At 63.4% G+C, this 23,596-nt stretch carries 26 protein-coding genes, 1 tRNA gene and 1 pseudogene; 8 read left to right on the top strand and 20 right to left on the bottom strand.

The window, feature by feature from the left end; all coding sequences use genetic code 11:
• Positions 1-37 precede the first annotated feature (37 nt).
• From ABIB78_RS27325 to ABIB78_RS27270, 12 genes are all read right to left on the bottom strand, one after another.
• Positions 38-538, bottom strand: a complete 501-nt coding sequence (locus ABIB78_RS27325) for an RNA pyrophosphohydrolase (RefSeq protein WP_429029907.1) — start codon at positions 536-538, stop codon at positions 38-40.
• 134 nt (positions 539-672) lie between these two features.
• The gene (locus ABIB78_RS27320) at positions 673-1,176 is read right to left on the bottom strand and encodes an RNA pyrophosphohydrolase (protein WP_429029905.1); all 504 of its coding nucleotides are present in this window, start codon (positions 1,174-1,176) and stop codon (positions 673-675) included.
• Between the two features lie 80 nt (positions 1,177-1,256).
• Complete coding sequence (locus ABIB78_RS27315) at positions 1,257-2,456, bottom strand: divergent polysaccharide deacetylase family protein (protein WP_429029902.1); 1,200 nt, start codon at positions 2,454-2,456, stop codon at positions 1,257-1,259.
• Between the two features lie 148 nt (positions 2,457-2,604).
• A complete protein-coding gene (locus ABIB78_RS27310; RefSeq protein WP_429029900.1) occupies positions 2,605-3,975 on the bottom strand; it encodes a S41 family peptidase in 1,371 nt (456 codons plus the stop codon).
• Positions 3,972-5,378, bottom strand: a complete 1,407-nt coding sequence (locus ABIB78_RS27305) for a murein hydrolase activator EnvC family protein (protein ID WP_429029898.1) — start codon at positions 5,376-5,378, stop codon at positions 3,972-3,974. The genes ABIB78_RS27310 and ABIB78_RS27305 overlap by 4 nt, the downstream gene beginning before the upstream one ends.
• 40 nt (positions 5,379-5,418) lie before the next feature.
• A complete protein-coding gene (rlmH, locus tag ABIB78_RS27300; protein WP_429029895.1) occupies positions 5,419-5,901 on the bottom strand; it encodes a 23S rRNA (pseudouridine(1915)-N(3))-methyltransferase RlmH in 483 nt (160 codons plus the stop codon).
• 127 nt (positions 5,902-6,028) lie between these two features.
• On the bottom strand, positions 6,029-6,397 hold the full coding sequence (gene rsfS, locus ABIB78_RS27295) for a ribosome silencing factor (RefSeq protein ID WP_429029893.1): 369 nt from the start codon (positions 6,395-6,397) through the stop codon (positions 6,029-6,031).
• A gap of 186 nt (positions 6,398-6,583) precedes the next feature.
• Positions 6,584-7,207 carry a nicotinate-nucleotide adenylyltransferase gene (locus ABIB78_RS27290; protein WP_429030066.1) on the bottom strand — a complete coding sequence of 208 codons (624 nt, stop codon included), beginning with the start codon at positions 7,205-7,207 and terminating at the stop codon, positions 6,584-6,586.
• A 45-nt stretch (positions 7,208-7,252) separates the two neighbouring features.
• Positions 7,253-8,545, bottom strand: a complete 1,293-nt coding sequence (locus ABIB78_RS27285; RefSeq protein WP_429029890.1) for a glutamate-5-semialdehyde dehydrogenase — start codon at positions 8,543-8,545, stop codon at positions 7,253-7,255.
• Between the two features lie 124 nt (positions 8,546-8,669).
• On the bottom strand, positions 8,670-9,812 hold the full coding sequence (gene proB / locus ABIB78_RS27280; RefSeq protein ID WP_429029888.1) for a glutamate 5-kinase: 1,143 nt from the start codon (positions 9,810-9,812) through the stop codon (positions 8,670-8,672).
• A gap of 68 nt (positions 9,813-9,880) precedes the next feature.
• Positions 9,881-10,930 carry a GTPase ObgE gene (gene obgE, locus ABIB78_RS27275; RefSeq protein ID WP_429029885.1) on the bottom strand — a complete coding sequence of 350 codons (1,050 nt, stop codon included), beginning with the start codon at positions 10,928-10,930 and terminating at the stop codon, positions 9,881-9,883.
• 183 nt (positions 10,931-11,113) lie between these two features.
• Positions 11,114-11,593: a MaoC family dehydratase gene (locus tag ABIB78_RS27270; RefSeq protein ID WP_429029883.1), complete on the bottom strand. Its 480-nt coding sequence runs from the start codon at positions 11,591-11,593 to the stop codon at positions 11,114-11,116.
• A 154-nt stretch (positions 11,594-11,747) separates the two neighbouring features.
• Here ABIB78_RS27270 and ABIB78_RS27265 point away from each other — a divergent pair, with 154 nt between their 5' ends.
• Positions 11,748-12,662 carry a DMT family transporter gene (locus ABIB78_RS27265; protein ID WP_429029881.1) on the top strand — a complete coding sequence of 305 codons (915 nt, stop codon included), beginning with the start codon at positions 11,748-11,750 and terminating at the stop codon, positions 12,660-12,662.
• A 221-nt stretch (positions 12,663-12,883) separates the two neighbouring features.
• Here the strand turns inward: ABIB78_RS27265 and ABIB78_RS27260 are convergent, their stop codons facing one another.
• From ABIB78_RS27260 to rplU, 3 genes are all read right to left on the bottom strand, one after another.
• Positions 12,884-13,480: a GNAT family N-acetyltransferase gene (locus tag ABIB78_RS27260; protein WP_429029878.1), complete on the bottom strand. Its 597-nt coding sequence runs from the start codon at positions 13,478-13,480 to the stop codon at positions 12,884-12,886.
• A 169-nt stretch (positions 13,481-13,649) separates the two neighbouring features.
• Complete coding sequence (gene rpmA, locus ABIB78_RS27255; protein WP_024583287.1) at positions 13,650-13,919, bottom strand: 50S ribosomal protein L27; 270 nt, start codon at positions 13,917-13,919, stop codon at positions 13,650-13,652.
• A gap of 92 nt (positions 13,920-14,011) precedes the next feature.
• Positions 14,012-14,488, bottom strand: a complete 477-nt coding sequence (rplU, locus tag ABIB78_RS27250) for a 50S ribosomal protein L21 (RefSeq protein ID WP_429029875.1) — start codon at positions 14,486-14,488, stop codon at positions 14,012-14,014.
• Between the two features lie 295 nt (positions 14,489-14,783).
• Here rplU and ABIB78_RS27245 point away from each other — a divergent pair, with 295 nt between their 5' ends.
• Positions 14,784-14,936 carry a hypothetical protein gene (locus tag ABIB78_RS27245; RefSeq protein WP_429029873.1) on the top strand — a complete coding sequence of 51 codons (153 nt, stop codon included), beginning with the start codon at positions 14,784-14,786 and terminating at the stop codon, positions 14,934-14,936.
• Positions 14,937-14,985: 49 nt separating this feature from the next.
• Positions 14,986-16,143 carry an ROK family protein gene (locus tag ABIB78_RS27240; RefSeq protein WP_429029870.1) on the top strand — a complete coding sequence of 386 codons (1,158 nt, stop codon included), beginning with the start codon at positions 14,986-14,988 and terminating at the stop codon, positions 16,141-16,143.
• Between the two features lie 215 nt (positions 16,144-16,358).
• Here ABIB78_RS27240 and ABIB78_RS27235 read toward each other — a convergent pair whose 3' ends face one another.
• Positions 16,359-17,222: an alpha/beta fold hydrolase gene (locus ABIB78_RS27235; RefSeq protein ID WP_429029868.1), complete on the bottom strand. Its 864-nt coding sequence runs from the start codon at positions 17,220-17,222 to the stop codon at positions 16,359-16,361.
• Between the two features lie 214 nt (positions 17,223-17,436).
• On the opposite strand from ABIB78_RS27235, the gene ABIB78_RS27230 reads away from it, so the two are divergent.
• A tRNA-Ser gene (locus tag ABIB78_RS27230) sits at positions 17,437-17,526 on the top strand.
• Positions 17,527-18,061: 535 nt separating this feature from the next.
• Here the strand turns inward: ABIB78_RS27230 and ABIB78_RS27225 are convergent.
• The gene (locus ABIB78_RS27225; RefSeq protein ID WP_429029865.1) at positions 18,062-19,201 is read right to left on the bottom strand and encodes an MFS transporter; all 1,140 of its coding nucleotides are present in this window, start codon (positions 19,199-19,201) and stop codon (positions 18,062-18,064) included.
• 207 nt (positions 19,202-19,408) lie between these two features.
• Between ABIB78_RS27225 and ABIB78_RS27220 the strand changes: the two genes are divergently transcribed.
• On the top strand, positions 19,409-20,038 hold the full coding sequence (locus tag ABIB78_RS27220) for a TetR/AcrR family transcriptional regulator (RefSeq protein ID WP_429029862.1): 630 nt from the start codon (positions 19,409-19,411) through the stop codon (positions 20,036-20,038).
• 258 nt (positions 20,039-20,296) lie between these two features.
• Positions 20,297-21,214: a LysR family transcriptional regulator gene (locus ABIB78_RS27215; RefSeq protein WP_429029860.1), complete on the top strand. Its 918-nt coding sequence runs from the start codon at positions 20,297-20,299 to the stop codon at positions 21,212-21,214.
• Here ABIB78_RS27215 and ABIB78_RS27210 read toward each other — a convergent pair.
• From ABIB78_RS27210 to ABIB78_RS27200, 3 genes are all read right to left on the bottom strand, one after another.
• Complete coding sequence (locus ABIB78_RS27210) at positions 21,211-21,702, bottom strand: hypothetical protein (RefSeq protein WP_429029858.1); 492 nt, start codon at positions 21,700-21,702, stop codon at positions 21,211-21,213. The genes ABIB78_RS27215 and ABIB78_RS27210 overlap by 4 nt on opposite strands.
• Before the next feature lie 42 nt (positions 21,703-21,744).
• Positions 21,745-22,071: a hypothetical protein gene (locus ABIB78_RS27205; RefSeq protein WP_429029856.1), complete on the bottom strand. Its 327-nt coding sequence runs from the start codon at positions 22,069-22,071 to the stop codon at positions 21,745-21,747.
• A 90-nt stretch (positions 22,072-22,161) separates the two neighbouring features.
• Positions 22,162-22,317, bottom strand: coding sequence for a hypothetical protein (locus ABIB78_RS27200; protein ID WP_429029854.1), 156 nt, complete (start codon positions 22,315-22,317; stop codon positions 22,162-22,164).
• 169 nt (positions 22,318-22,486) lie between these two features.
• Here ABIB78_RS27200 and ABIB78_RS27195 point away from each other — a divergent pair.
• Both ABIB78_RS27195 and ABIB78_RS27190 read left to right on the top strand, forming a co-directional pair.
• A pseudogene (locus ABIB78_RS27195) lies at positions 22,487-22,597 on the top strand (sulfite exporter TauE/SafE family protein); the annotation flags it as partial.
• A gap of 202 nt (positions 22,598-22,799) precedes the next feature.
• Positions 22,800-23,225 carry a hypothetical protein gene (locus ABIB78_RS27190; protein WP_429029851.1) on the top strand — a complete coding sequence of 142 codons (426 nt, stop codon included), beginning with the start codon at positions 22,800-22,802 and terminating at the stop codon, positions 23,223-23,225.
• The last annotated feature ends 371 nt before the right edge of the window (positions 23,226-23,596 follow it).

Genomic DNA, 23,596 nt, shown 5'->3' with positions numbered 1-23,596 from the left:
ACCAGCGATCGCGCCTTGGCCCGGTGAGCGGGCAGGATCAGCCGGCAAACTTCACAAATCGGGTCGCGACCGCGCGATAGACATCGCGCCGGAACGGCACCACCAGGTCGGCGACGCGGTCGAGGCGCTCCCAGCGCCATTGATCGAATTCCGCTGGCTGGCCGTTGCGCGGCGTCAACGGATCGATGTCGTCGTCGTGTCCGGTGAAGCGCAGCGCAAACCATTTCTGGCGCTGGCCGCGGAACTTGGCGAGCCGGTGCGATGCCGGACCGTCATAGGCAGGGAATTCGTAGGTCATCCAGTCGGTCTCGCCGAGATAATCGGCGCTGACCGCTCCGGTCTCTTCCCATAATTCGCGCATCACGGCCTGACGCGGATGCTCGCCCGCGTCGATGCCGCCTTGCGGCATCTGCCATTCGAGGCCGGGCAGCACGATCTCCGGACCGTCGTTCTTGATCCGGTGGCCGATCAGCACGCGTCCGTCGGCGTTGAACAGCGCGATGCCCACGTTGGGGCGATAGGGCTTATGTGATGACATCTCGGTGGGTACGTCGTGCGATGAGTTAGAGCATGATCCGGAAAAGTGTGAAGCGGTTTTCCGAAAAGATCATGCTCAAACAATGAGCTAAAGCGCGATGGCGATTCAACCCAATCTCATCGCGCTTTAGCCGTTCACTTGGCCGCCAGACCGGCGAATTCCTTCACGACGCGCTCATAGACCGGGCGCTTGAACGGCACAATCAGCTCCGGCAGATTCTTCATCGGCTCCCAGCGCCAGGTGATGAACTCGGCCTTGTGGCCGCCGCCGGGGTTGGCGACGTTGATCTCGTTCTCGTCGCCGGTGAAGCGCAACGCGAACCACTTTTGCCGCTGGCCGCGATAGCGGCCCTTCCAGGCGCGGCCCGCGACGGTGCGCGGGATATCATAGATCAGCCAGTCCGGGACCTCGCCGAGCTTCTCCACGGACTTGATGCTGGTCTCCTCATAGAGCTCGCGCCTGGCGGCCTGAAACGTATCCTCGCCGGGATCGACGCCGCCTTGCGGCATCTGCCAGACATGCGCGTCGTCGACATGCTCGATGCCGCCGGCGCGGCGTCCGATGAAGACCAGCCCGGCCGTATTCAGCAGCATGATGCCGACGCAGGTTCGATAGGGCAGGTCTTCATAACGTGCCATGCTGCCGCTACCTCAGTTTCTTTGGAGCCGCCCGACCCGGCCCCCCGGCAAGGTCTCCAGCCGCACCAACGGATTGATCTTTAGCCCGATTTTGATTTGAGCATCGCCGTTGTCAATGGCACAAGCATGATGCCCTTGGAGTCCAATGTCTTGAGCCAGGCGCCGAGCCGCTCGATCGAGACCGGCAGCGCCGAGGCGACGCCCACAGCCGTGCCGCGCTCCTTGGCGATGGTTTCCAGCTTGACCAGTGCGCGGTCGATTTCCGCTGACGTCGGCACCGCGTCGATGGCGAAATCCGCCTTGGCGAACGGCAGCGACTGGCCTGCGGAGAGGGTCTGCGCGACGCTGCGTGGGGTGGAACCGTCGTCGAAATAGCTCAAGCCGCGCTTGGCCGCTTCGCGGACGATGGGCTGCATCACGGGATCGGTCGCGACGAAGCGGGCACCCATGAAATTGGCGATTCCGGCATAGCCCTGCAGGCGGCTCAGGTGCCAGTAGAAGCGGTCGAGGTTCTGTTCGCTGCTCAATGTGGTCAGCAGGGTCTGCGGGCCCGGATCGTTGTCGGGATAGTCGAACGGCTCCATCGGGATCTGCAGCAGGATCTCGTGGCGCTGCGTCCGGGCGCGTTCCGCAAACTTGCCGGGGTCGGCGCCGTAGGGCGTGAAGGCCAGCGTTACGGCCGGCGGCAGCTTCATGATGGCGTCGGCGGTCTTGGCGGCGCCAACGCCGAGCCCCGCGACCACGATGGCGACCACGGGCATCCGGGCTGCCTTGGCGCGGTCGGCTTCGGCCGCATAGACCGTGAACGGCTTCAGGCCGTCGGCGACCACCGGGATCATGCCGTAGCGCGACTTTTCCAGCAGACGCGGGTCGATGCCGGTCATCGCGAGCGGCGGCGCATCGCCATCCGCCTTCTCAGCCGGATCGCCGGCGCCGATTACCACGTCCTGGCGCTTGCCGCTGGAGCCGTCGATGATGGTGACGGTCTTGGCATCGCTGGCTGCGGCCGGCGTCTTGGCAGCGGATTTGACCGCCGGTTCGGCCGGGGCGTGCTTGTCGTCGGCGGCTGCGGGCGCTGGGTTACGGAGTGCGATACGGGCGATCGGTTCGCCGCCGAGCGGGTTGTCGTTGAACAGCGCGACGCCGACGAAACCGACCAGCACCAGCCCCAGCAGCACGGCGAGCGCTTGCATCGCCGTGAATGGCAGGCGGAAACGGCGCATCCTGCTCACCGTCTTCTGCCCAAGCGGCGTGCTCAGTTCGTCGGCCGCTTCTGCCATGACCCTCCCCGAATCAACAGCGCGAACGATAGCACGATGCGGTGCATTCCCGCGCACCGGCCTCCCCGTCAAAGCACGGTGGGGGTGGACGCCGAAAGCAGAAAGGGCGGCCCGAGGGCCGCCCTTTTCACCGAATCGATTGGATGGATCAGTTCGCGGCCTTGTTGCCCGGCTTGTCGACCGCGGCCTTGTCGCCGGGGGCTGCCGGTGTCGGCGTCGCACTCGAGGTCGACTTGATGCCATGCAGCAGGTCGTCGGCCATCTTCAGCGCCTTGTCGTCCTTGGCGTCCGGCGGCACATAGGACTGCGAGCCGGTCTTCTCGTCGCCGTCGTTCGTCTTCAAGTGGCCGCGCAGCGAGGCTTCGCCCTTGGTGTCGGTGCGCGCCTTCAACTCATCCGGCACGTCCTGCAGCACCTCGATATCGGGCACGATGCCCTTGGCCTGGATCGATTTGCCCGACGGAGTGTAGTAGCGCGCGGTGGTCAGGCGCAGCGCGCCATTGCCTGAGCCGAGCGGGATGATGGTCTGCACCGAACCCTTGCCGAACGAGCGGGTGCCGACCAGCGTCGCACGCTTGTGGTCCTGCAGCGCACCGGCGACGATTTCGGAGGCCGACGCCGAGCCGCCGTTGATCAGCACGATGACCGGCTTGCCCTTGGCCAGGTCACCCGGATGGGCGGCACGACGCTGGGTTTCCTCGGCATTGCGGCCGCGGGTCGAGACGATCTCGCCACGCTCCAGGAAGGAGTCGGACACGGTGACCGCTTCTTCAAGCAGGCCGCCGGGATTGTTTCTGAGGTCGATGACGTAGCCCTTCAGCTTGTCGCCGATCTGGCCCTGCAAATTGGTCATCTCCTTCTTCAGGCCTTCGGTGGTCTGCTCGTTGAAAGTGGTGATGCGAATGTAGGCGATGTCGTCGGCCTCGACGCGCGCGCGCACCGAGCGGACGCGGATGTTGTCGCGCACCAGCGTGATGTCGATCGGATTGTCCTGGCCCTTGCGGATGATCTTGAGCTTGATCTTGGTGTTGACAGGACCGCGCATCTTCTCGACGGCCTGGTTCAGCGTCAGGCCCTGCACGGCCTCGTCGTCCAGATTGGTGATGATGTCGTTGGCCATGACGCCAGCCTTCGAAGCCGGGGTGTCATCGATCGGCGAGACGACCTTGATCAGACCGTCTTCCATTGTGACCTCGATGCCGAGGCCGCCGAACTCGCCGCGGGTCTGCACCTGCATGTCGCGGAAGCTCTTGGCATCCATGTAGCTCGAATGCGGGTCGAGGCCGGACAGCATGCCCGAGATCGCGGATTCGACCAGCTTCGAGTCGTCGGGCTTCTCGACATAGTCGCTGCGCACGCGCTCGAACACGTCGCCGAACAGGTTGAGCTGGCGATAGGTGTCCGACGTCGCGGCGCGCGCGCTCGATCCCATCAGCACAGCGCGGGGCTGCGTGACGAAAAGCGTCAGGGCCGCGCCGGTGGCGGCGCTAAGGAGAATTACCGAAGTCTTGCGCATCATCCGCGAACCTTTTCGCCTTCATTTGCGGCCCACCATGGACCTGGATCGATTGGAGTGCCGTCTTTCCGGAACTCGACATAGAGCACTGGCTGGCTCGCATTGGTCGCGAGAATGGATGCAACTTGGGACGTCGACCCCATGGTCGCAACCGGCTCCCCCGTAAGTACAAACTGGCCGATGTTTACCGAAATACGCTCCATCCCGGCGATCAGGACATGATACCCGCCCCCGGCATTGAGGATCAAGAGTTGTCCATAGCTGCGGAAAGGACCAGCGTAAACAACCCAGCCGTCACACGGGGTTGTGACCTGCGCGCCCGGCTTGGCCGCCAAAGAAATGCCTTTTTGTACGCCCCCCGCGCCGTCGGAACCGCCAAATTCGCGAATCTTGGTGCCATTCACGGGATAGGAGAACAGGCCTTTGGCCGAGGCGAAGGCGACCGCCGGACTCATGCGGGCAGGGTCCTTCAGGGCCCCCAGATTCGGCTTGCCATTGACCGTCGCCGGCGCCCCCTGGAGGCTGGCCGTGGCGGCAGCCTTGGCCGCGCTCTTGAGATCCTGCTCCATCTTGGCGATCAGGCTCTGCAGACTGTCGGCCTGCTTGGACAGCGCGATGGCGCGGGCGCCCTCGGCCTCCATGTCCTTTTCGGCCGCGCTCTGCTGCCGCTGCCGTTCGTCGACCAGCGCCGCCAGGCGGGTCTGGTCTTCCTTCAGCTTGTCGCGGTCCTGCGCCAGCGCATCGCGTTCGGTCGAGATCGTCTTGCGCAGCGCGACCAGTTCGCCGAGATCGGCCGCAAGCTTCTCGGCGCGGACGCGCAGTTCCGGCACCACGGCGCCAAGCAGCATCGCGGTGCGTAGCGATTGCAGCGCGTCCTCGGGCCGCACCAGCAGCGCCGGCGGCGTGCGCCGCCCGGCGCGCTGCAGCGCAGCCAGCACCTCGATCACCTCGGAACGGCGTGAATCGAGCGAGCTGCGGATTTCGCGCTCGCGGCCGTCGAGCGCCAGCAACCGTGCCTCGTTGTCCGCGATCCGCGTCTCGACGCCGCGCACCTGGCCTGCAATGTCGATCAGCTGCTGATTGAGCTTGCTGCGGTCCTGGCCGATCGCGGCGATGTCGGCCTTGAGCTTCTCCTGCAGCTCGGTCGCCTTGCGCTGCTGTTCGCGAGCGGCGTCGAGCTCCTGCTCGCGCTGCTTGATGGCATCGGGCGACGTCTCGGCCGTCGCCGCCTGCTGTGCCGGCGGCGCCGACTGTTGCGCTGATGGTGTCGCCTGCGCATGCGCCGCAGCCGGCGGATAGGCGGCGAACACGGCGATCGACAAAGGCAGCGATGCCGGCAGCCAGCGGCGGCGCGCGGTGCCGAGATACGAAGCCAGATACGAAGCTGTGTCCCGCTTGTGCTGCATTCGCGTGAGTTCAGCGCTTTCGACTGTCCGTCACCGCGCCTCAGGCGCGATGATAGGGGTGGCCGGCCAAAATGGTTGCGGCCCGATAAATCTGTTCCAGAAGCATGACGCGGACCATTTGGTGCGGCCAGGTCGCGGAGCCGAATGCAATACGCAGTGAAGCCTTGCGCTGCAATTCAGGCGAAAGTCCGTCGGCGCCGCCGATCACGAAGACAGTATGCGCCGATCCCTCGTCGCGCCAGCGGCCGAGCTGCTGCGCAAAGCTTGCACTGTCGATGCTCTTGCCGCGTTCGTCGAGCGCGACCAGCATGTGCTTTTCAGGCAGCAGCGCCGAGATCGCCGCGGCTTCTTCCGCGATGCGCGCGGGCGTGTCGCGCGCACGGCTTTCCGCGATCTCATGAACGTCGAGGCCGCGAAACCCGAGCTTGCGGCCGATATTCTCGAAGCGCTCGCGATAACGCTCGGCGAGCTCCCGTTCAGGGCCCTGTTTCAGTCGGCCGATGCAGATCACGGCGAGGCGCATGAAAGCGTTTTCCGGCAAAGTGGAGCCGGTTTGCCGCAGAAAGCGCGTCAAATCCACGGCTCGCGCGCTAGGAGCGCGCGTGCAAGCTACATGCGCTGCAGCCGATTCGCATCGGCTTCGATCCGCCTTAGACCGCCGCGACCGCCGGGTTCTGAGTCCACAAGCGCTCGAGATTGTAGAACTCGCGCACTTCGGGTCTGAACACGTGCACGATCACCTCGCCGGAATCGATCAGCACCCAGTCGCAATTGGGCAAGCCCTCGACGTGGATGTTCTTGACCCCGTTTTCCTTGAGGCTCTTCGTCACATTTTCCGCGATCGCGCCAACGTGCCGGTTGGCCCGGCCGGTGGTGACGATCATGTAGTCGGAATATGCGGATTTGCCGCGAAGGTCGATGGTGACCGTCTCTTCCGCCTTCATATCCTCGAGGCGGGAGAGGATCAGGCTCAGCGTCTTGTTGGCATCCGGTTTGTCGGCGTCCGGTTGCGCCTGCAAGGCCGCGGTTTTCGTCGATGTTTTACGCGCAGTCTTTGGAACCTTGGGTAAAACAGACTTGGACAATACAGATGTGGCCAGGGACCATTCCTTTCACTGTATCGCGGGTGCCGAATCCTCGGCCCCACGCACCATATTACGCATGTGGGGTTAATGGTTTCAATATTCCAGTAACCCTTTTGCGCTTCACACCGTCCTCCAGCTCCCGTCCGGGTTCCGCAGTCCGGTCGAAGACAGATTGGATTTCATTCCTGTCAGGAACACCCAGGCCGGGGCCTGCTGATCGGCCAGCCGTGTCGCCTGATTTTCGGGCAAGCGATAGCGCATGAGCGCCTGTGCCGCCGGTGCGGCAAGGGCGCGGAAACTCTGGGGCGGTCGGTCGATCACGGCAATCGGCACATCGGAGGCGATGCGCCGCCAATCTTTCCAGCGATGAAATTGCGCGAGATTGTCGGCGCCCATGATCCAGACGAAGTGCACGCCGGAGACACGGCGGCGCAAGTGAATGATCGTGTCAACAGTGTAGCGGACACCGATGACAGCTTCGAGACAGCTGATGTCGATGCGCGGATCGTCGGCAACGCGACGAGCGGCCGCCGCGCGCTCGGCGAGCGCATGCAGGCCGTCATGGTTCTTCAGCGGATTGCCCGGCGTCAGCAGCCACCACACGCGGTCGAGCTGCAGGCGCTTAAGCGCGAACTGGCTGATGGCGCGATGCGCGGCGTGCGGCGGATTGAACGAACCGCCAAGCAGCCCGATGCGCATGCCGTTGGTATAGAACGGAAGCACCTGGGCTGCGGATAACGGCACGGTGGAAGCTTGCTGCAAGGGTCTACCGTGCGCGTGCGAAAATGATCACGGCCGTGTCTGCCCGGTGCCGTGGACGCGGTACTTGAAGCTGGTCAGCTGCTCGGCGCCGACCGGTCCGCGGGCGTGGAATTTGCCGGTGGCAATTCCGATCTCCGCGCCGAAGCCGAACTCGCCGCCGTCGGCGAACTGGGTCGAGGCGTTGTGCAGCACGATCGCCGAATCGACTTCGCTCATGAATTTCTCGGCAGCCTTCGCGTCCCTGGCCACGATCGAATCGGTGTGATGCGAGCCGTGGTTCTGGATGTAGGCGATCGCTCCGTCGACGCCGTCGACGACGCGCGCCGCGATGACCGCATCGAGATATTCTGTGCCCCAGTCGTCATCGGTTGCAGGCTTCACGCGCGCATCGACCTTCTGCACGGTATCGTCGCCGCGTACCTCGCAGCCGGCATCGAGCAGCATCTCGACCAGCGGCTTCAGGCTGGTCGCTGCACCCGCCCGGTCGACCAGCAGTGCTTCCGCAGCGCCGCAGACGCCGGTGCGGCGCATCTTGGCGTTCAGCACGATCGATTTTGCCATGTCGAGATCGGCGCTGCCGTCGACATAGACGTGGTTGACGCCTTCGAGATGCGCAAATACAGGCACGCGCGCTTCCGCCTCGACGCGCGCAACCAGGCTCTTGCCGCCGCGCGGCACGATCACGTCGATGCCGCCATTGAGACCCGACAGCATCAGGCCGACGGCTGCGCGATCGCGCGTCGGCACCAGCGTGATGGCGGCTTCCGGCAGGCCGGCTTCGCGCAGGCCCTGCACGAGGCAGTCATGGATCGCGCGGCAGGAGCGGAAGCTGTCCGAGCCGCCGCGCAGCAGCACCGCGTTGCCGGCCTTCAGGCACAGCACGCCGGCATCGGCCGCGACGTTGGGGCGGCTCTCGAAGATCACGCCGATCACGCCGAGCGGCACGCGCACGCGTTCGATCGTCATGCCGTTCGGCCGCTGCCAGCTTTCGGTAACGGTGCCGACCGGATCGGCGATCTCGCGCACCGTCGCAACGCCGTCGGCCATGCCGTCGACGCGGACCTGGGTCAGCGTCAGACGATCGAGGAAGGCTGAGGTGGTGCCGCCCGCGCGGGCCTCGGCGACGTCCTCGGCATTGGCGGCGAGAATGGCCGGCGCGTTGGCGCGGATCGCGCGTTCGATCGCGGCGAGCGCCCGGTCCTTCTGCTCCGGCGGCGCCAGCGCCAGCACGCGCGCGGCAGCGCGCGCCTTTGCGGCGAGGTCGGTCATCAGGGCGGTGAGATCGGCGTTGCCGTCGATCGCCTTCAGGGGCGCGCTCATGGAAGTCCCAGCTTTGGATTAAGACCATGTTCTAGCATGGCAATTGAGGGGTGGCGAGGCGCGGAACCGGCATGGCAGGTGGGCGGCCGCACCCAGGGCCGTCGGCCCGGTAGGCTATTTGGGCCTACTTGGCCGGGATCGTCCCGGCCGGGCCGATCACGAGGTCGTCGCGATGGATCATCTCGGACCGGCCGCTGATGCCCAGAATCGTCATCACGTCCGGAGAGGAACGGCCCATGATCTTCTCGGCATTCTCGGCGTCGTAGGCGACCAGACCGCGGCCGATCTCATGGGTGTCCGGGCCGCGCACCACCACAGCGTCGCCGCGGGCGAATTGGCCGTCGACCCGGATCACGCCCGCCGGCAGCAGGCTTTTGCCGGCCCGCAGCGCTGCCACGGCGCCAGCATCGATGGTCAGCGTGCCCTTCGGCTCGAGCGAGCCCGCAATCCAGCGCTTTCGCGCGGTGACGGGATTGGCCGGGGTCAGGAACCAGGTGCAACGGCCGCCATCGGCGATTGCCTGCAACGGATGCTCGATCTTGCCGGAGGCGATCAGCATATGGGTGCCTGATGTGGTCGCGATCTTCGCGGCCTCGATCTTGGTGGTCATGCCGCCGCGCGACAGCTCGGACCCAGCTGAGCCGGCCATCCCCTCGATCTCCGAGGTGATGCTCTCGACCACCGGGATCAGCTTGGCGTTGGGATCGACCGCGGGCGGCGCGGTGTAGAGGCCGTCGATGTCGGACAGCAGGATCAACAGATCCGCGCTCGTCATGGTAGCGACGCGGGCGGCGAGACGATCATTGTCGCCGTAGCGGATTTCGGTGGTCGCGACCGTGTCGTTCTCGTTGATCACGGGCACCGCGCGCCATTCGAGCAGCTTTGCGATGGTCGAGCGCGCATTGAGGTAGCGGCGGCGCTCTTCGGTGTCCTGCAGCGTCACGAGGATCTGCCCGGCGCCGATGCCATGATGGCCGAGCACCTCCGACCAGGTCCGCGCCAGCGCGATCTGGCCGACCGCGGCCGCAGCCTGGCTCTCTTCGAGCTTCAGCGGGCCGCGCGGCAGCTTCAGGCGGCTGCGGCCGAGCGCGATCGAGCCCGACGACACCACCATGACCTCGCAGCCTCGCTTGTGGAGCTTCGCGATATCGTCGACCAGCGCGGCGAGCCAGGACGCGCGGACTTCGCCGGCCTGCGAGTCGACCAGCAGCGACGAGCCGACCTTGACGACGATGCGGCGAAAGTTCTTGAGCGCGGGGCGTTTCATGGGTTCGGTCTGGCAGGAAGGTGGAAGCAATACGCGCCACGATGTGGCTTGGGAGATCGATGTGCCGTTCAACCCTGCGGCAGCGGCGTCGCCCACGGCTCCGCCTGAGCCTTGGCCTTGTTGGACACCGGTGCTTCGCCGATCACCTCGACCAGCGCGCGCAATGCATCCGGCACGCCTTCGCCGGTCGCGCCTGAGAGCAGCAGCGGCGTCTTTTTCGCCGCCCGCCTGAGGCGGTCCTTCTGCTTCTTCAGCTCGTCGGATGTGACCGCGTCGATCTTGTTGAGCGCGACGATCTCGATCTTGTCGGCGAGTTGGCCTTCATAGGCTTCGAGCTCGGTGCGCACCGTTTTGTAGGCCTTGCCGGCATGTTCGCAGGTCGCATCGACCAGATGCAACAGCACGCGGCAGCGCTCGACATGGCCGAGGAAGCGGTCGCCGAGGCCGGCGCCTTCATGTGCGCCTTCGATCAGACCGGGGATGTCGGCGAGCACGAACTCACGGCCGCCGAAATTCACCACGCCGAGCTGCGGGTGCAGCGTGGTGAAAGGATAGTCGGCGATCTTCGGCCGTGCCGCGCTGACCACCGACAGGAAGGTCGACTTGCCGGCGTTGGGCAACCCGACCAGGCCGGCATCGGCGATCAGCTTCAGCCGCAGCCAGATCCAGCGCTCCTCACCCGGCGCGCCGGGATTGGCGTTGCGCGGCGCGCGGTTGGTGGAGGATTTGAAATGCGCGTTGCCGAAGCCGCCATTGCCGCCCTTGGCCAGCACGAAGGTCTCGCCGAGTTGGGTGAAATCGTGCAGCAGCGTCTCGCGGTCCTCGTCGAACACCTGGGTGCCGACGGGCACCTTCAGCACGATCGGCTTGCCGTTGGCGCCATGGCGGTCCTTGCCCATGCCATTGGTGCCCTTCTGCGCCTTGAAGTGCTGTTGGTAGCGGTAGTCGATCAGCGTGTTCAGTCCGTCGACGGACTCGATGATGACGTCGCCGCCGCGGCCGCCATTGCCGCCGGACGGACCGCCGAACTCGATGAACTTCTCGCGCCGGAACGCGACGCAGCCGTTGCCGCCGTCGCCCGAGCGAATATAAACCTTGGCTTCATCGAGGAATTTCATGATCCGTACTAGTTAGGGCAGGGTGGCCGCGGCGGCAACCCGGAAAGGCCCTGACTTCGGCGAAAAGCCTTAATTTTCGGGCCTTTTTGCGGCCCTGGCGGTCAAAGCGCGGTTATCGCGCTTTGACCTGTTGTTTGAGCATGACCGTTCGGAAAACCGCGTCACAGTTTTCCGGACCATGCTTCAGGCCGGCCGGCGCCGCACCAGGAATTTCTGCATCCCCTCCAGCACCAGCTCGCGGCGCTGGTTGTGCACGGTCGAGCGCAGCGTCACGACGCCAGTGGTCCGGCCGGGTGACAGCTCGATCACTTCCAGCGCGGGGTAGACCGTGTCGCCGGCATAAACCGGCTTCAGGAACTTGCTCGACTGTTCCAGGAAGCCGATCAGCGACTCCTCGACAACATAAGGAAACAGCCCTGCCCCGGGCGCGGTGTGCACCAGGGTCTGGAAGCCGTGGGCGAGCAGGTCCGGCATGCCGCGCGTGCGGCAATACTCGACATCGTAATGGATCGGATGGGTGTCGCCGCTCGCGGTCTGGAATGCGGCGAACACGGCCGAGGTCTGGGTCCGGCTCGGAATCACGAAGCGCTCGCCGAGTACGAAATCCTCGAACCAGCGCTGCGCGGGGACCATGCGATGCTGGGTGGGGTCGAATTCGCTCATGCGGCGTTTCCTGCTCTTTTTGTTGCCGGGATGAGCTACCGGTATCGCAGCGACGCAGGTGCGGCAATCCGTTCAATTCGTCATGCCCGGGCTTGTCCCGGGCATCCACGTCTTTAAAACCGGACGACTCGGGAACAAAAGCGCAAGTCGATTCATGAGCCTGTTCGCAAAACTGTCCTCCTACGACGATCGATCGGCGCGGCTCGCCGGCATCGGCTTGATGCTGCTGTCGATCTTCATGTTCTCGTTCGGCGATGCGATGGGCAAATTCATCGTCGCCACCTATTCGGTCGGGCAATTGCTGTGGCTGCGCGCCTGCGCGGCGCTGCTCGTGCTGCTGCCGATCGTGTGGAAGCAGCGCGCGGATTTCCTGCATCTGGAGCGCCCGTGGCTGCAATTGCTGCGCGTCACGCTGTCGACGCTGGAGGTCGCGGCGTTCTTCCTGGCGACCGTCTATCTGCCGCTCGCCGACGTCATCACCTACTATCTGGCCGGACCGATCTTCGTCACCGCGATGTCGGGTCTCGTGCTCGGCGAGCACATCGGCTGGCGGCGCTGGACCGCGATCCTGATCGGCTTCTGCGGGGTGTTGATTGCGCTTCGGCCGTCGGCGCAGACCATTAGCTGGCCGGCGATGATCGCGCTTGGCGGCAGCCTGTCGTTTGCGGTGCTGATGCTGATCACGCGATCGCTGCGCGCAACGCCCGATATCGTGCTGGCGACATCGCAATTCGGCGGCACCTTCATTCTGGGCCTCGTGCTCTCGCCGATCGGCTGGGTGACGCCATCAGCCGGCAGCCTTGTGCTGTTCTTCACCGCCGGCATCATCTCGGTTGCGGCGCTGCTCTGCGTGAATCGGTCGCTGAAGCTCGCGCCGGCGAGCGTGGTGGTGCCGTACCAGTATTCGATGATCGTCTGGGCGGTGATCTTCGGCTTCGTGGTGTTCGGCGACGTGCCGTCCTGGGCCACGATCGTCGGCGCCGCGATCATCATCGCGGCCGGCCTCTATATCTTCGTGCGCGAGCAGCAGCTCGGACGCGCGGACTCGTCGGTCAATCCGCCGGCGTAGGGCTCACCCTCCCCTGGTGGGGTAGGGCAATCGCATATGGCAGTTTGAGGCGATCGGAGTTCCCACAAACTCGTCATGCCCGGGCTTGTCCCGGGCATCCACGTCTTAGTTTCCACGCGAAGAAAAGACGTGGATGACCGGGACAAGCCCGGCCATGACGGCGCGGAAGAATCGGTTCATTCCAAATGCCATTGCCCTGCCAGGTGGGAGAGGGTGAGGACTCAGCTCTCCCGCCGGGTCGAGTTGTTCCAGCTCTTCAGCGACGCCCAGACGCCGCGCGACAGGCGGAAGCAGTCGACCGGGCTCGATGAGCCCAGCGCTTCGAAGCGGTGCAGCTCGACGCCGCCCCACTGGAAGCCGCACTTCTCGAGGATGTTGCGCGACGACGGGTTGACGACGCGGGCGCCCGCAATCAGCTGGTCGAGACTGAATTCCTCGAAGAAGTAATCGATCACCGCGCGCGCGGCCTCGGTGCCGAAGCCCTGGCCCCAATGGTCGACGCCGAGCCAGTAGCCGAGTTCGGCTGATGTCTCCTCGCGCCAGTCAATGCCGACCATGCCGATCGGCGTGTGATTGTTCTCGATCAGGAAAACCGTTTCGCGGCCGCCTGCGCCGAGTGCGCGCACGAAGTCGATGGCGTCGTCCTGGGTATAGGGATGCGGCAGGCGGCGGGTGTTCTCCGCGATGCGGCGGTCATTGGCGAGGCGTGCGATTGCTTTTACGTCCGCGAGCGTCGGCTTGCGCAATGTCAGCCGTTCGGTCTCGAGGACGCAAGCTCTTGCCTCGCGCAAGGTCGGCGTCGGGATGTCCTGCAACATGTCGAGCTCCTGTGATGCGAAAATCGGTACGCAACGCTTGGAACGTCACGCGCGGTCGAACCGGATCGCGCGCAACAAAAAGGGGAGGCCGGTCATCCCGCCTCCCCTTGGAGCCCTTTGCGACTCCGCCGGTTCAACAGGACCCAGCGGACTCATGTGTGTCCACCGTCTACTCGGCCGCCTCTGCCATCGGAATAACCGATATGAATGTGCGGCCATTGGCTTTGGCACGGAACTCGACATGACCCTCGACCTTGGCGAAGAGAGTATGATCAGTGCCCATGCCGACATTAAGGCCAGGATGCCAGGTGGTGCCGCGCTGGCGCGCGATGATGTTTCCGGGGATTACGCGCTCGCCACCGAACGCCTTGATGCCAAGGCGCTTGCCCTTGGAATCACGTCCGTTGCGCGATGAACCGCCTGCTTTTTTGTGAGCCATAGCTCGTCTCCGACTTCGCTTTGATCTCTAGATCAATTCCTTGACGGAATCATTTCACGTTTTGTCACGCTTCACATCTCGAAGCGCGACGATCACTTCTTCTCGCTCTTCGCTGCGGCCTTCTTGGCCGGAGCCTTTTTCGCGGCCGGCGCCTTTGCGGGCGCCTTCTTCTTGGCCGCCTTCGGCGCTGCGTCCTCGCCATCGGCGGGCGCTGCGACCTTTTCCCGCTTCGGCCGCGGGCCGACGGTCGGCTTGGCGTTATCGGCGAGGATCTCGGTGATGCGAAGCACCGTGAGCTCGTCGCGATAGCCGCGCTTGCGGCGTGAATTCTTGCGGCGACGCTTCTTGAACGCGATCACCTTGGCGCCGCGCTTGTGCTGCAGCACTTCGGCCGCAACGGTGGCGCCTGCCACGGTGGGCGTTCCCAGCACCGGCGTGTCACCGCCGAGCACCAGAACTTCGCCTAGCTGCACGATCGTGCCGACATCGCCGGCGATCTTGCCTATCTCGAGTACATCATTCGGAACGACACGGTATTGCCGGCCGCCGGTTTTGATGACTGCGAACATCGTTTGATTCCTTCGTGTTCGATCCCGGCCTCGGACGGATCGCCCGGGTCGGCTTTTTGTTCAGTCGCTATGGGTTATGTGTTTCGCGCGAAGGGAATGAATTCCCAAATGGTCCGCGCGAAAACAATCGGCGCGAGAAATCCCCGCGCCGGATGGAGCGGACTTATAGCCGCTACCCGCGGAGAGTCAAGGTAAAGCAGGGTAAAAACCGGCCAAAAATGAACGGTTTGGCGGCGTTTTGGCCCGGATCGGCAGCTCAAGCCTGCGCTTGGGCCGCGGTCTGGCGCCCCGGCCGATGGCCAAGGGGCGGCTGGCCCGGCACCCGCAAGAACGCCCGCCGCGTGCGATCGCGGTCGCCAAAGCCGGCTTCACCGGCAATTTCGTCCGTCGCAATTTCGTCCATCGAATGACGGCCCAAGCGCCGCCGGTGCGGGACGCAACCATTTGAGTTTCCCGCCGTTGGTGGTGGGAACCTCGAGCGGGCAGGGTAACAGCGAATGGCTGACGACGCTGGATTGACCACGGGCATCGCGCACCATGGTGCCGCGCGGCTGCCATCCGTCGACATCGACAGCTTCAACATCGAGCTGAAGGACGACGAGGGCTTTGTCGGCGATCGCGCCTCCAAGGGCGCCTTCCGCAAGATCCTTGACCGCTGGCGCAAGCCGCTGCGCAAGTCGGACGAGGATCCGTTCGGCGACGGGCCGTCGGACAAGATCAGCAAGAAGAAGCTTGATGAGTTGCTGGTCGGCGACGACACCGAGGCCTCCGCGGTCGTGCATAGCGCGATCGAGGAGTATGCCCAGGAGCTCGCCTATGTGACGCGGCGCTTCCTCAAGACCAAGGCCTGGGCCAAGACCGAGCGCATCGTGGTCGGCGGCGGCTTTCGCGAAAGCCGGCTCGGCGAACTCGCGATCGCGCGCACCGAGATCATCCTGAAATCAGAGGACTTCAAGGTCGATCTGGTGCCGATACGCTTTCATCCCGATGATGCCGGCCTGATCGGCACCCTGCATCTGGCGCCGTCGTGGATCTTCGAGGCCCATGACGGCGTCCTCGCAGTCGATATCGGCGGCACCAATATCCGCTGCGGCATCGTCGAGACGCGCTGGAAGAAGGCGCCTGACCTTTCCAAGGCGACCGTCTGGAAATCGGAGCTGTGGCGCCACGCCGATGACGAGCCGACGCGCGAAGGCGCGGTGAAGCGGTTGGTGAAGATGCTGAAGGATCTGATTGGCGAGGCCGAGAAGGAGAATCTCAAGCTCGCGCCGTTCATCGGCATCGCTTGCCCGGGCGTCGTGAAGGAGGACGGCTCGATCGAAAAGGGTGCGCAGAACCTGCCCGGCAATTGGGAGAGCAGCAAGTTCAACCTGCCGGCGAGCCTGGTCGAGGCGATCCCGCAGATTGGCGACCATGACACCGCGATCGTGATGCACAATGACGGCGTGGTGCAGGGGCTGGCCGAGGTCCCGTTCATGCAGGATGTCGCGCGCTGGGGCGTGCTGACGATCGGAACCGGGCTTGGCAACGCCCGCTACACCAATCGGAAGAAGGACAACGGCAAGGACGAGAAGAAGGCCGAGAAAAACGACAAGGACGACGAAGGCGACAAGGACGAGAAAAAGGCCAAAAAAGCCAGGAAGGCCGACGCCTGAACCTCGCCCGCTTCGACGATCGCGCGGTAAGGACGATCGCGCGGTAAGGTTGATCGGTTAGGTTAAAATCTGGTTCGCGTTGCCGTTTCGGCGCCGCTCGCTACCGTGAAGGCGTCGCTCCCGCCGACCGGCGAAGCCGCACTTCCCGGCCTGCAATATTGAGAAGCGGCACGGGACCGCCAGTTTTTGTCGCGTCCTGGCGGTCCCACCACTTTCTACCTCCAATTGATCCGCGCGAAGAAGCCGGCGATCTCGGCGGCCGCGCGGTCGGGGTCCTCGCGGTGCGGGAAATGCCCGACATCGGGAAACATCTTGAGGTCCAGATTGGAGAAGGTCTCGCCCAACCGGTCGGTCCAGGCATAGGGGAACAGCGGGTCGTGCTCGGCCCAGCGGATGCAGGTCGGCACGACGATCGGCGGCAGTGCCGGCGCCTCGCCTTGCATCATCTTCACCCGCGCCGCATGCGCGGCGCGATAATGCGCAAAGCCGCCGGCGAGGTTGCCGGGCTTGAAGAAGGCGTCCGCGAAGTCCTCGATCACGTCGTCGAACGCAGCCTTGCGATGGGTCCAGTTGTGCAGGAAATGGCCGATGTAAGTGCGGCAGGTCTCGCGGCTGGCGCCGACCAGCGCGGGCGCCATCTCCATCTGGTGGAACGACTGGTACCAGATGTGGTTCAGCCGGTCGGGCGCGGCCATCCGCGCCCCGATGCCGGGATAGACGAAATCGAAGAAGAACAGCCCGGCGATGCGCTCGGGCGCATTGCGGGCGAGCGGCTGCATCACGGCGCCGCCGACGTCATGGCCGACCACGCCGGCCTTGTCGATGCCGAGCGCGTCCAGCAGCGCCAGCATGTCGTCGGTATGCTGATCGGGGCCAAATGAGCCTTGCGGCTTGTCGCTGTCGCCGAAGCCGCGCAGGTCAGGGGCGATCAGGGTGTAGCGGTCGGCCAGCCGTGTCATCACCGGCTGCCAGGTCAGCCAGAACTCCGGCCAGCCGTGCAACAGCAGCAGCGGCCTGCCGGTCCCGGTCCGCGCGACGTGGAACGCCGCGCCGTTGGCCCGAATCGTCACATGCTCCATGGTCCGCTCCTGCTTTGGCTGGTTCGCTCGCGCGCCGATCGAACCAGCACCGCCCCGCTAGCGCTTTGTTTCCGCGCACTTTCTTGCGTCACGCCGGTGCTTCGATGGGACCGAGGCGCCGGTGGCGGAAATATTATTGCAGCGCCTTGTCTGGCCCGCCATCCTCGCCTAGAACACGCCCCGACCGCGGGTGGCGCAAACCACCCGGACCACTGGAGAGGTGGCAGAGTGGTTGAATGCACCGCACTCGAAATGCGGCATAGGTGCAAGCCTATCGGGGGTTCGAATCCCTCCCTCTCCGCCATTTAATTCGTCCATCCGCCACTTTTTGGACCTGCCAAAAACCTCGGAAAACTGCCCGAGTGGTGCAAGTGTCGAAGCGTGTAGCGGCGCAGTTTCTCGCGGCGTCGCGTTGGTACTAGAAGAGTCGCTGATGTGCGCCCGCGAAATCCGCAGGCGGAAGTGTCGAGCGCCTTGTTCCTGCCCGCGCTGGCACTGCGTCTGCCGGTAAAGGACGCGGGGGGCCGCGAAGACACGCGATCGGTCGCCGCGCAGATCCTGACGGCGTCGGCACAGGTTCCGTCCTGGAGGAGGATCTCTGCGCAGTGGGAACGCGCGCCATTGCCGCGCTCCTCACCATCAGGGTTTAGGAAGACCTGATCCTGAGAATCTGACTGAGAATGCAGCCTTTAAAATAGCGCATTCTGGCGAAGCTCGTCATGCCCGGCGTTGTGCCGGGCATCCACGTCTTTGCTGCACTTAAGCAAGAAAGACGTGGATGGCCGGGACGAGCCCGGCCATGACGACTGAGCATTCGATCTAAGTGAGGCGCCGCCGCCTCAGCGATCGGTAAAGAGCGAAGCCACCATTGATATGATTGCAAGCACGATGACGACGGCGCCGTAAAGATAAGCGGCGGTGGAAAGCCCGATCAGCGGAACCGACAATCCAGCCGCGACCGCCGGCAGGCTGAAGGCCAAATAGGACTGCACGTAGAATGCAGAAAGCAGCCCGGCCCGCTGGTGTGGCTCCGCCGTCGGCAGCAACGTACGCAGCGTTCCCGAGAAGGTTGATCCAAACCCCACTCCGGCGATCACGGTCCCCGCCAGCAATGCAAAGATTTGCTGCTCGTGGATTCCGAACATCGAGACGGCCACCCCCAGCGACAGCGTACTGGTGCCTGTCAAAATCAGACGCCGGGCCGGCCAGTCCCTGAAAGTCGTCACCGCGACGGCCGCCGTCAACATCAGTGCCGACACCACGACGCCACCGACCCAGGGCGAGTGGACAGCCATCGCAGTCGCCACCACGGTCGGCATCAGCGAGAGGTAGAGGCCGCCGAGCGCCCAAGCCGCCACGTTCGCTGGTGTGAGCCTGGCAAGAACAGACCTCGACTGAGTGGGCACGCTGACATGCGGCCGCAGCGAGGCCAGGGCCCCGGTCTTTCGCGAAATGCTTTCGGGCATCACCCAGAGCAGCGCGATCATCACCGCCGTGAGCCCAAGCAGAACGTCGTAGACCCTGTGCAGGGGGTCAGGCGCGAAGGTAATCAACGTTGCCGCCCCTAGCGAACCAGCCGTCATGCCCAAAAATGGGGTGACGCTGTTGAGCAGAGGACCGCGCGCGCGGTTGGTATCAAGGATCGCGGCGCCCAACGCTGTTGTGCCGACACCGACGCAAAGTCCCTGGACTACCCGCGCCAGAATCAATTGCGCGACGTCCCCCGCCTCCGCGAAAAGGATCATCGCCGCGGCGTTCAGAAGCAGCGCCGCCAGGATCACCGGCCGGCGTCCCACGTAATCGGACAGTCCGCCAACCATGAGCAAGGCGGCAAGCAGGCTCGCGACGTAACTCGCAAATACGATCGTGATCCAGAACGGCGTAAGATGCAGCGACTCCTGATAGAGCCGATAAAGCGGCGTGACCGCGGCGCTGCTTCCGGCGATCAGCATTGCCGCTGCAAAACTGAACAACGTCATGGCGCCAGGAGCCAGGGAGCGGGTCCAGCCCTGGGATTGGCTGGGGAGCGCTTTGGCGGATGCGTCACACTGGGAAGTTGCGGGGCAGGCTTGCATGGAGGCTCCTAAAGCTAATATATAGCCTTAGCTATATAAGACAGACCTGAGCCTTAAAGCAGATTATTTGCGTTAACGTTTTGGCATGGCAAGGTTGCATGGAGCAGGAGTGTGGCCGTTAAAGAACGCATTCGTGTCGGAGGACGAAGCGCTCGGATCCAAAGCGCGGTGCATGAGGCGGTGAGGCGTCTCAGCGCCGCCACCAATCGCGATGAACTCACGGTGCCACAAATAGCCGCGGAAGCCGGCGTGACACCGTCGACGATCTACCGGCGGTGGGGTGATCTCTCAGCGCTGCTGGCGGACGTCGCCGTTCAGCGGTTGCGGCCGATCGCCGATCCTGAAGACACCGGCGCGGTGGCGTCGGACCTGAGAGTATTCATCGAACAATTCATGGAGGAGATGTCGTCCCCGGTGGGCCGGGCGCTGGTCAGGGATGTGTTTTCTTCCTCGGGGGAATCTTACCCGGTCCAGTGCGGAGGCTTTACCCGCGAACATCTGACGACCATCGTTTCGCGCGCGAAAGTGCGCGGCGAAGCGGCTTTCGATATCGATGAGGTGATCGACCACGTCGTAGCGCCGATCATTTATCATATCTTGTATGGCGATCGGGAATTGACCCTGGACTACTGCCATTCTCTGTTGGACCGGGTTCGATCGTTGCCTGCCGAGACAGCGCGCCCGGTACGGGCACCGTCGTTGCGAGCCCAACGGGTCGCGCGAACGCGCGCCCGACGATAAACTCCGCGAAGCAATCCATAGAGCCGCGAAGCAAGAGGGCTAGATAGCCGCCGCTTCTAGCGGGTTTCGGACGCGAATCAAATCCGCCGGGTCTCGTTGCTGGCCCACCAAAGGCGGCTTGCTCACTCCCGTCAACCACGGCGCCCTCGCGGCCTTGGCGATCAATTCAACGAGGTGTCTTGCAACCTATATCTTCCGAAATTTGCAGCTGCGTGGCAAAGTCGAGAGCTGTCCTTCCGGATTTTGGAAGAGGATTCGATGGATCGGTTGGAAGCGATGTCAACCTTCCTCGCTGTGGTCGAGGCCGGCAGCCTGTCGGCTGCGGCGCGTCGATTGAAGGCGCCGCTCGCAACGGTCAGCCGTAAGGTCTCCGAGCTTGAGTCACATTTGCGGACCAAGCTGTTCAGTCGGTCGAGCCGCCAACTGGTGCTCACCGATGCGGGCAGCTCCTATCTGGCCGCATGCAAGCGCATTCTTGCGGACGTGATCGAAGCCGAGCGTTCAGCGTCGGGTGAATATATCGCGCCGACAGGCGAGCTATCTGTGACAACGCCGCTCGGTCTTGGGCGAACCATCCTCATTCCGATCATGGCCGATTTCCTCAAGGAGTATCCGGATATCAAGGTCAGAATGATCCCCACGGATCGCGTGCTGAGTTTGGTCCAGGAGCAAATCGATGTTGGGGTGCGCATTGGCGCGTTGCCGGATAGCAGCCTGATGGCGATACGGGTCGGCGAAACACGTCGCCTGGCCTGCGCCGGTCCCGCCTATCTTGCGGTTCGCGGAACACCGCGTACGCCGGAAGAATTGGCAGGGCATGATTGCATAATTTATGCCGGCTTTGCGTCGGGCAATGTCTGGACCTTCGTCAGAGACAAGGCGATCGTTGCAGTCCCGGTACAGACGCGGCTCGTTGTCGGAAACGCTGAGGCTGCCTGTGCCGCAGCCCGTGCCGGCATCGGAATTACGGCCGCTTTTTCCTACCAGCTTCAGGAAGCCCTAACGGATGGCGGAGCTTTGACGACCGTGCTCGATGAATTCCAGCCGACACCGATGCCGGTGTCTCTTGTATATGCCGCCAACCGATTCCTGCCGATCAAAATACGCGCCTTCCTGGATTTCGCGGCGCCGCGGTTGAAAAGAGCGCTCGCCCAGTTAGAACCGCCGGGCCGCTAGGCGGCTTTGGTCGGCCGCAGTCCGACAACGACGTCGCTCTTCAAAGAGAGGCTTCGGACCTCGATAGCATCGACTGAATTTTCAAAGGCTCTTTTTAAAACGCGCTTGCCGATGGTCTTGAGCACCAGACCGAGGACCCACCCCTTGAAATTCTTGCCATCGCGCACGACAGCGACGTCAATGTCGGTAGTACCGTCAGGACGGCGCGTGAAAGAGTACGTGTGACCTGATGCGCCTCCCCACACGTTGGAGTCGGTGGTCGTGAGCACCACGCGGTGGGGATCGGACCAGTCGTAGGTCAGGCGTTCCCAGATGCCGGATGAGCCCTCTGTGACGTCGGCGTGCGAATGACCTTTGTGATGCACTTTGAGGTACTCGTCGGCGCTATTGCCGAAGAGGTTGGCGCGGCCGAGCCCGAAGTCGGTGAGCCCGGCGATATACTGTTCGGGGGTCAACGTGGTCGTTCGATGGAGATGGATCGTCGACATGCTTGGCATCCTTATTCCATAGCTAAATTGGTTGACCAAGATTCAGTCCACGGCTGTGTTCGCCTTGCGGACGAGGACGCTGTCGCCTTGCCGGCTGATTTCCAGCCTGCTTGGCTGATTTGCTGTCGAGAGAACCACACGCTGGCCCGGCGCAAGAACAGACACGACGCGGATCGGCGTTCCTGCCTCGCCTTGCGCGAGGGTTGTGACGACATGAAACCCATCACGCTCGACCGTGTAGTAAGCGACGCCCGAAACCTCTCCGAGGTCGATGCTCTTGGCCTCGACCGGACGCAGACCATCGGCACGGGCGGCCCCTAAGGAGGCCAAGGCGAATGCAGTAGCGAAAAGAATGTTGCGGATTGACATGGCGATCTCCTTTGACATGCAACGGAAAGCCTAGATGTTGGAACGTGCGGCGATGCTCTTGATTACGGAAGGACCTCGCCACGCCGAGCGTCAGCTTAAGTTACCCGTGGGTTGCTCGTCTCTCGTCGAGTTCCTCGCGATCGCTTCAGACGACGGGAAAATGCCGTCGTAGATCGCACGAGCCTCTCGAATCAGGCGCAGCCGCTCGCGTTCGGCCTTTGAAATGAACTGGATAACTTCACCCATCTTCGCCTCCAATTGCCAGCTGCCGCGCTCTGCGGCGTCTCGGTGGAGATAGCGCAAATGGCGTGCATCAACAGGCGCAAAGATCGGGAGGAACCCTTCCAAAATGTGGAAAGCTCGAACCGGGTTTCGGTGCCGGTCAGGCTGAAGTGTCGACGTAAAGAACCGGCTGAGAGGACACGGTTTGCTCGACCAAGGCCAGATTTATCGCGTCTGTTACGGATTGCTTGTCGTGACGGCACTGAAGTTACATTGGGACGGCGTGTCCGGCTATCTCGCCTGAGTGAGCAGGACCTCAGATGCCAGAACGCATCGATCTGAGATCCGAGGCGGTCCGGCCCTTCCAGACTTCGGAAGGGATACTTCCAAAATTCATGGGTGTCGAAGAGGAGTCTCTTCTCCATCTCATTCGATAAAGCTGACTTGCAAAGTCAGTAGAGGCGGCTCGCCCGTGAATGACCAAATTAAGCCAAAGGAGAAAGACCATGAGTGCAATATCTGCCGCTATTGGGAACGGCACGTCCACCGAACGCCATGAATTACCGAGGACGCGGCTCAGTTTGTATTACCTCGTCGGCTACACGCTTCCCGTTGGCGTGGCGCTGATGTTCGTTCCGCAGATGACGATGAATCTGTTACTCACCAACCATGTCTACGATGACCTCGGCCTTCGCATGTTCGGGGTACTTCTTTTTTCGCTGGGAATAATCGCCTCTGGGATGATCGTCAATAAAGCGTCTCGTGTTTATACGGTGACTCTGCTTGTGCGCGGCTTCATCATCGCGGCGTTGTTCGTGCTTTACTCCCAGTACGGCGATCCTGCGTTGCTTGCGATTAATCTGGTTGTAACAGTGGGCTGGGCACTGACCTTCCTGAGCTGGCGCAAAGATAAGGCTGAGGAGCGTGGCTAGAGTGACGCCCTTGATTAGGCGGGTGGTGCGCCTATCGCGCGCGTCATCCGCCATCATTGGCGCCGCGAATTGGTTGGCAGCACTCTAGCCTTATCGGGTGCAACGCGCCCTTTCAGGTGAATTTTTACAAGGCGAACGGAATTTGGCGTACGGGTCGTTCGCTAACAGGCATTGTTGCGTTGAGCCGTCTTGTTGCTCGGAGCGCGGCTGTGCAGGATCGCATTACCGGTGTCAAGAACGGTCGCGCAGACCGTCATAATCCTCTGCATCGACGTCATAGCCTTTTTTTGTCATCGCGTACGTCTACCGTGTTAACCGCACGTCGGGGCGTCGACGCCGCCCTTCTCGCCTTCACACAACGGAAGGAATCA

This window comes from Bradyrhizobium sp. I1.14.4 (assembly GCF_050435825.1).
GTDB lineage: Bacteria > Pseudomonadota > Alphaproteobacteria > Rhizobiales > Xanthobacteraceae > Bradyrhizobium.
The sequence above is the reverse complement of the archived record's forward strand: the minus strand, read 5'-3'. Positions and strand labels throughout refer to the sequence as shown.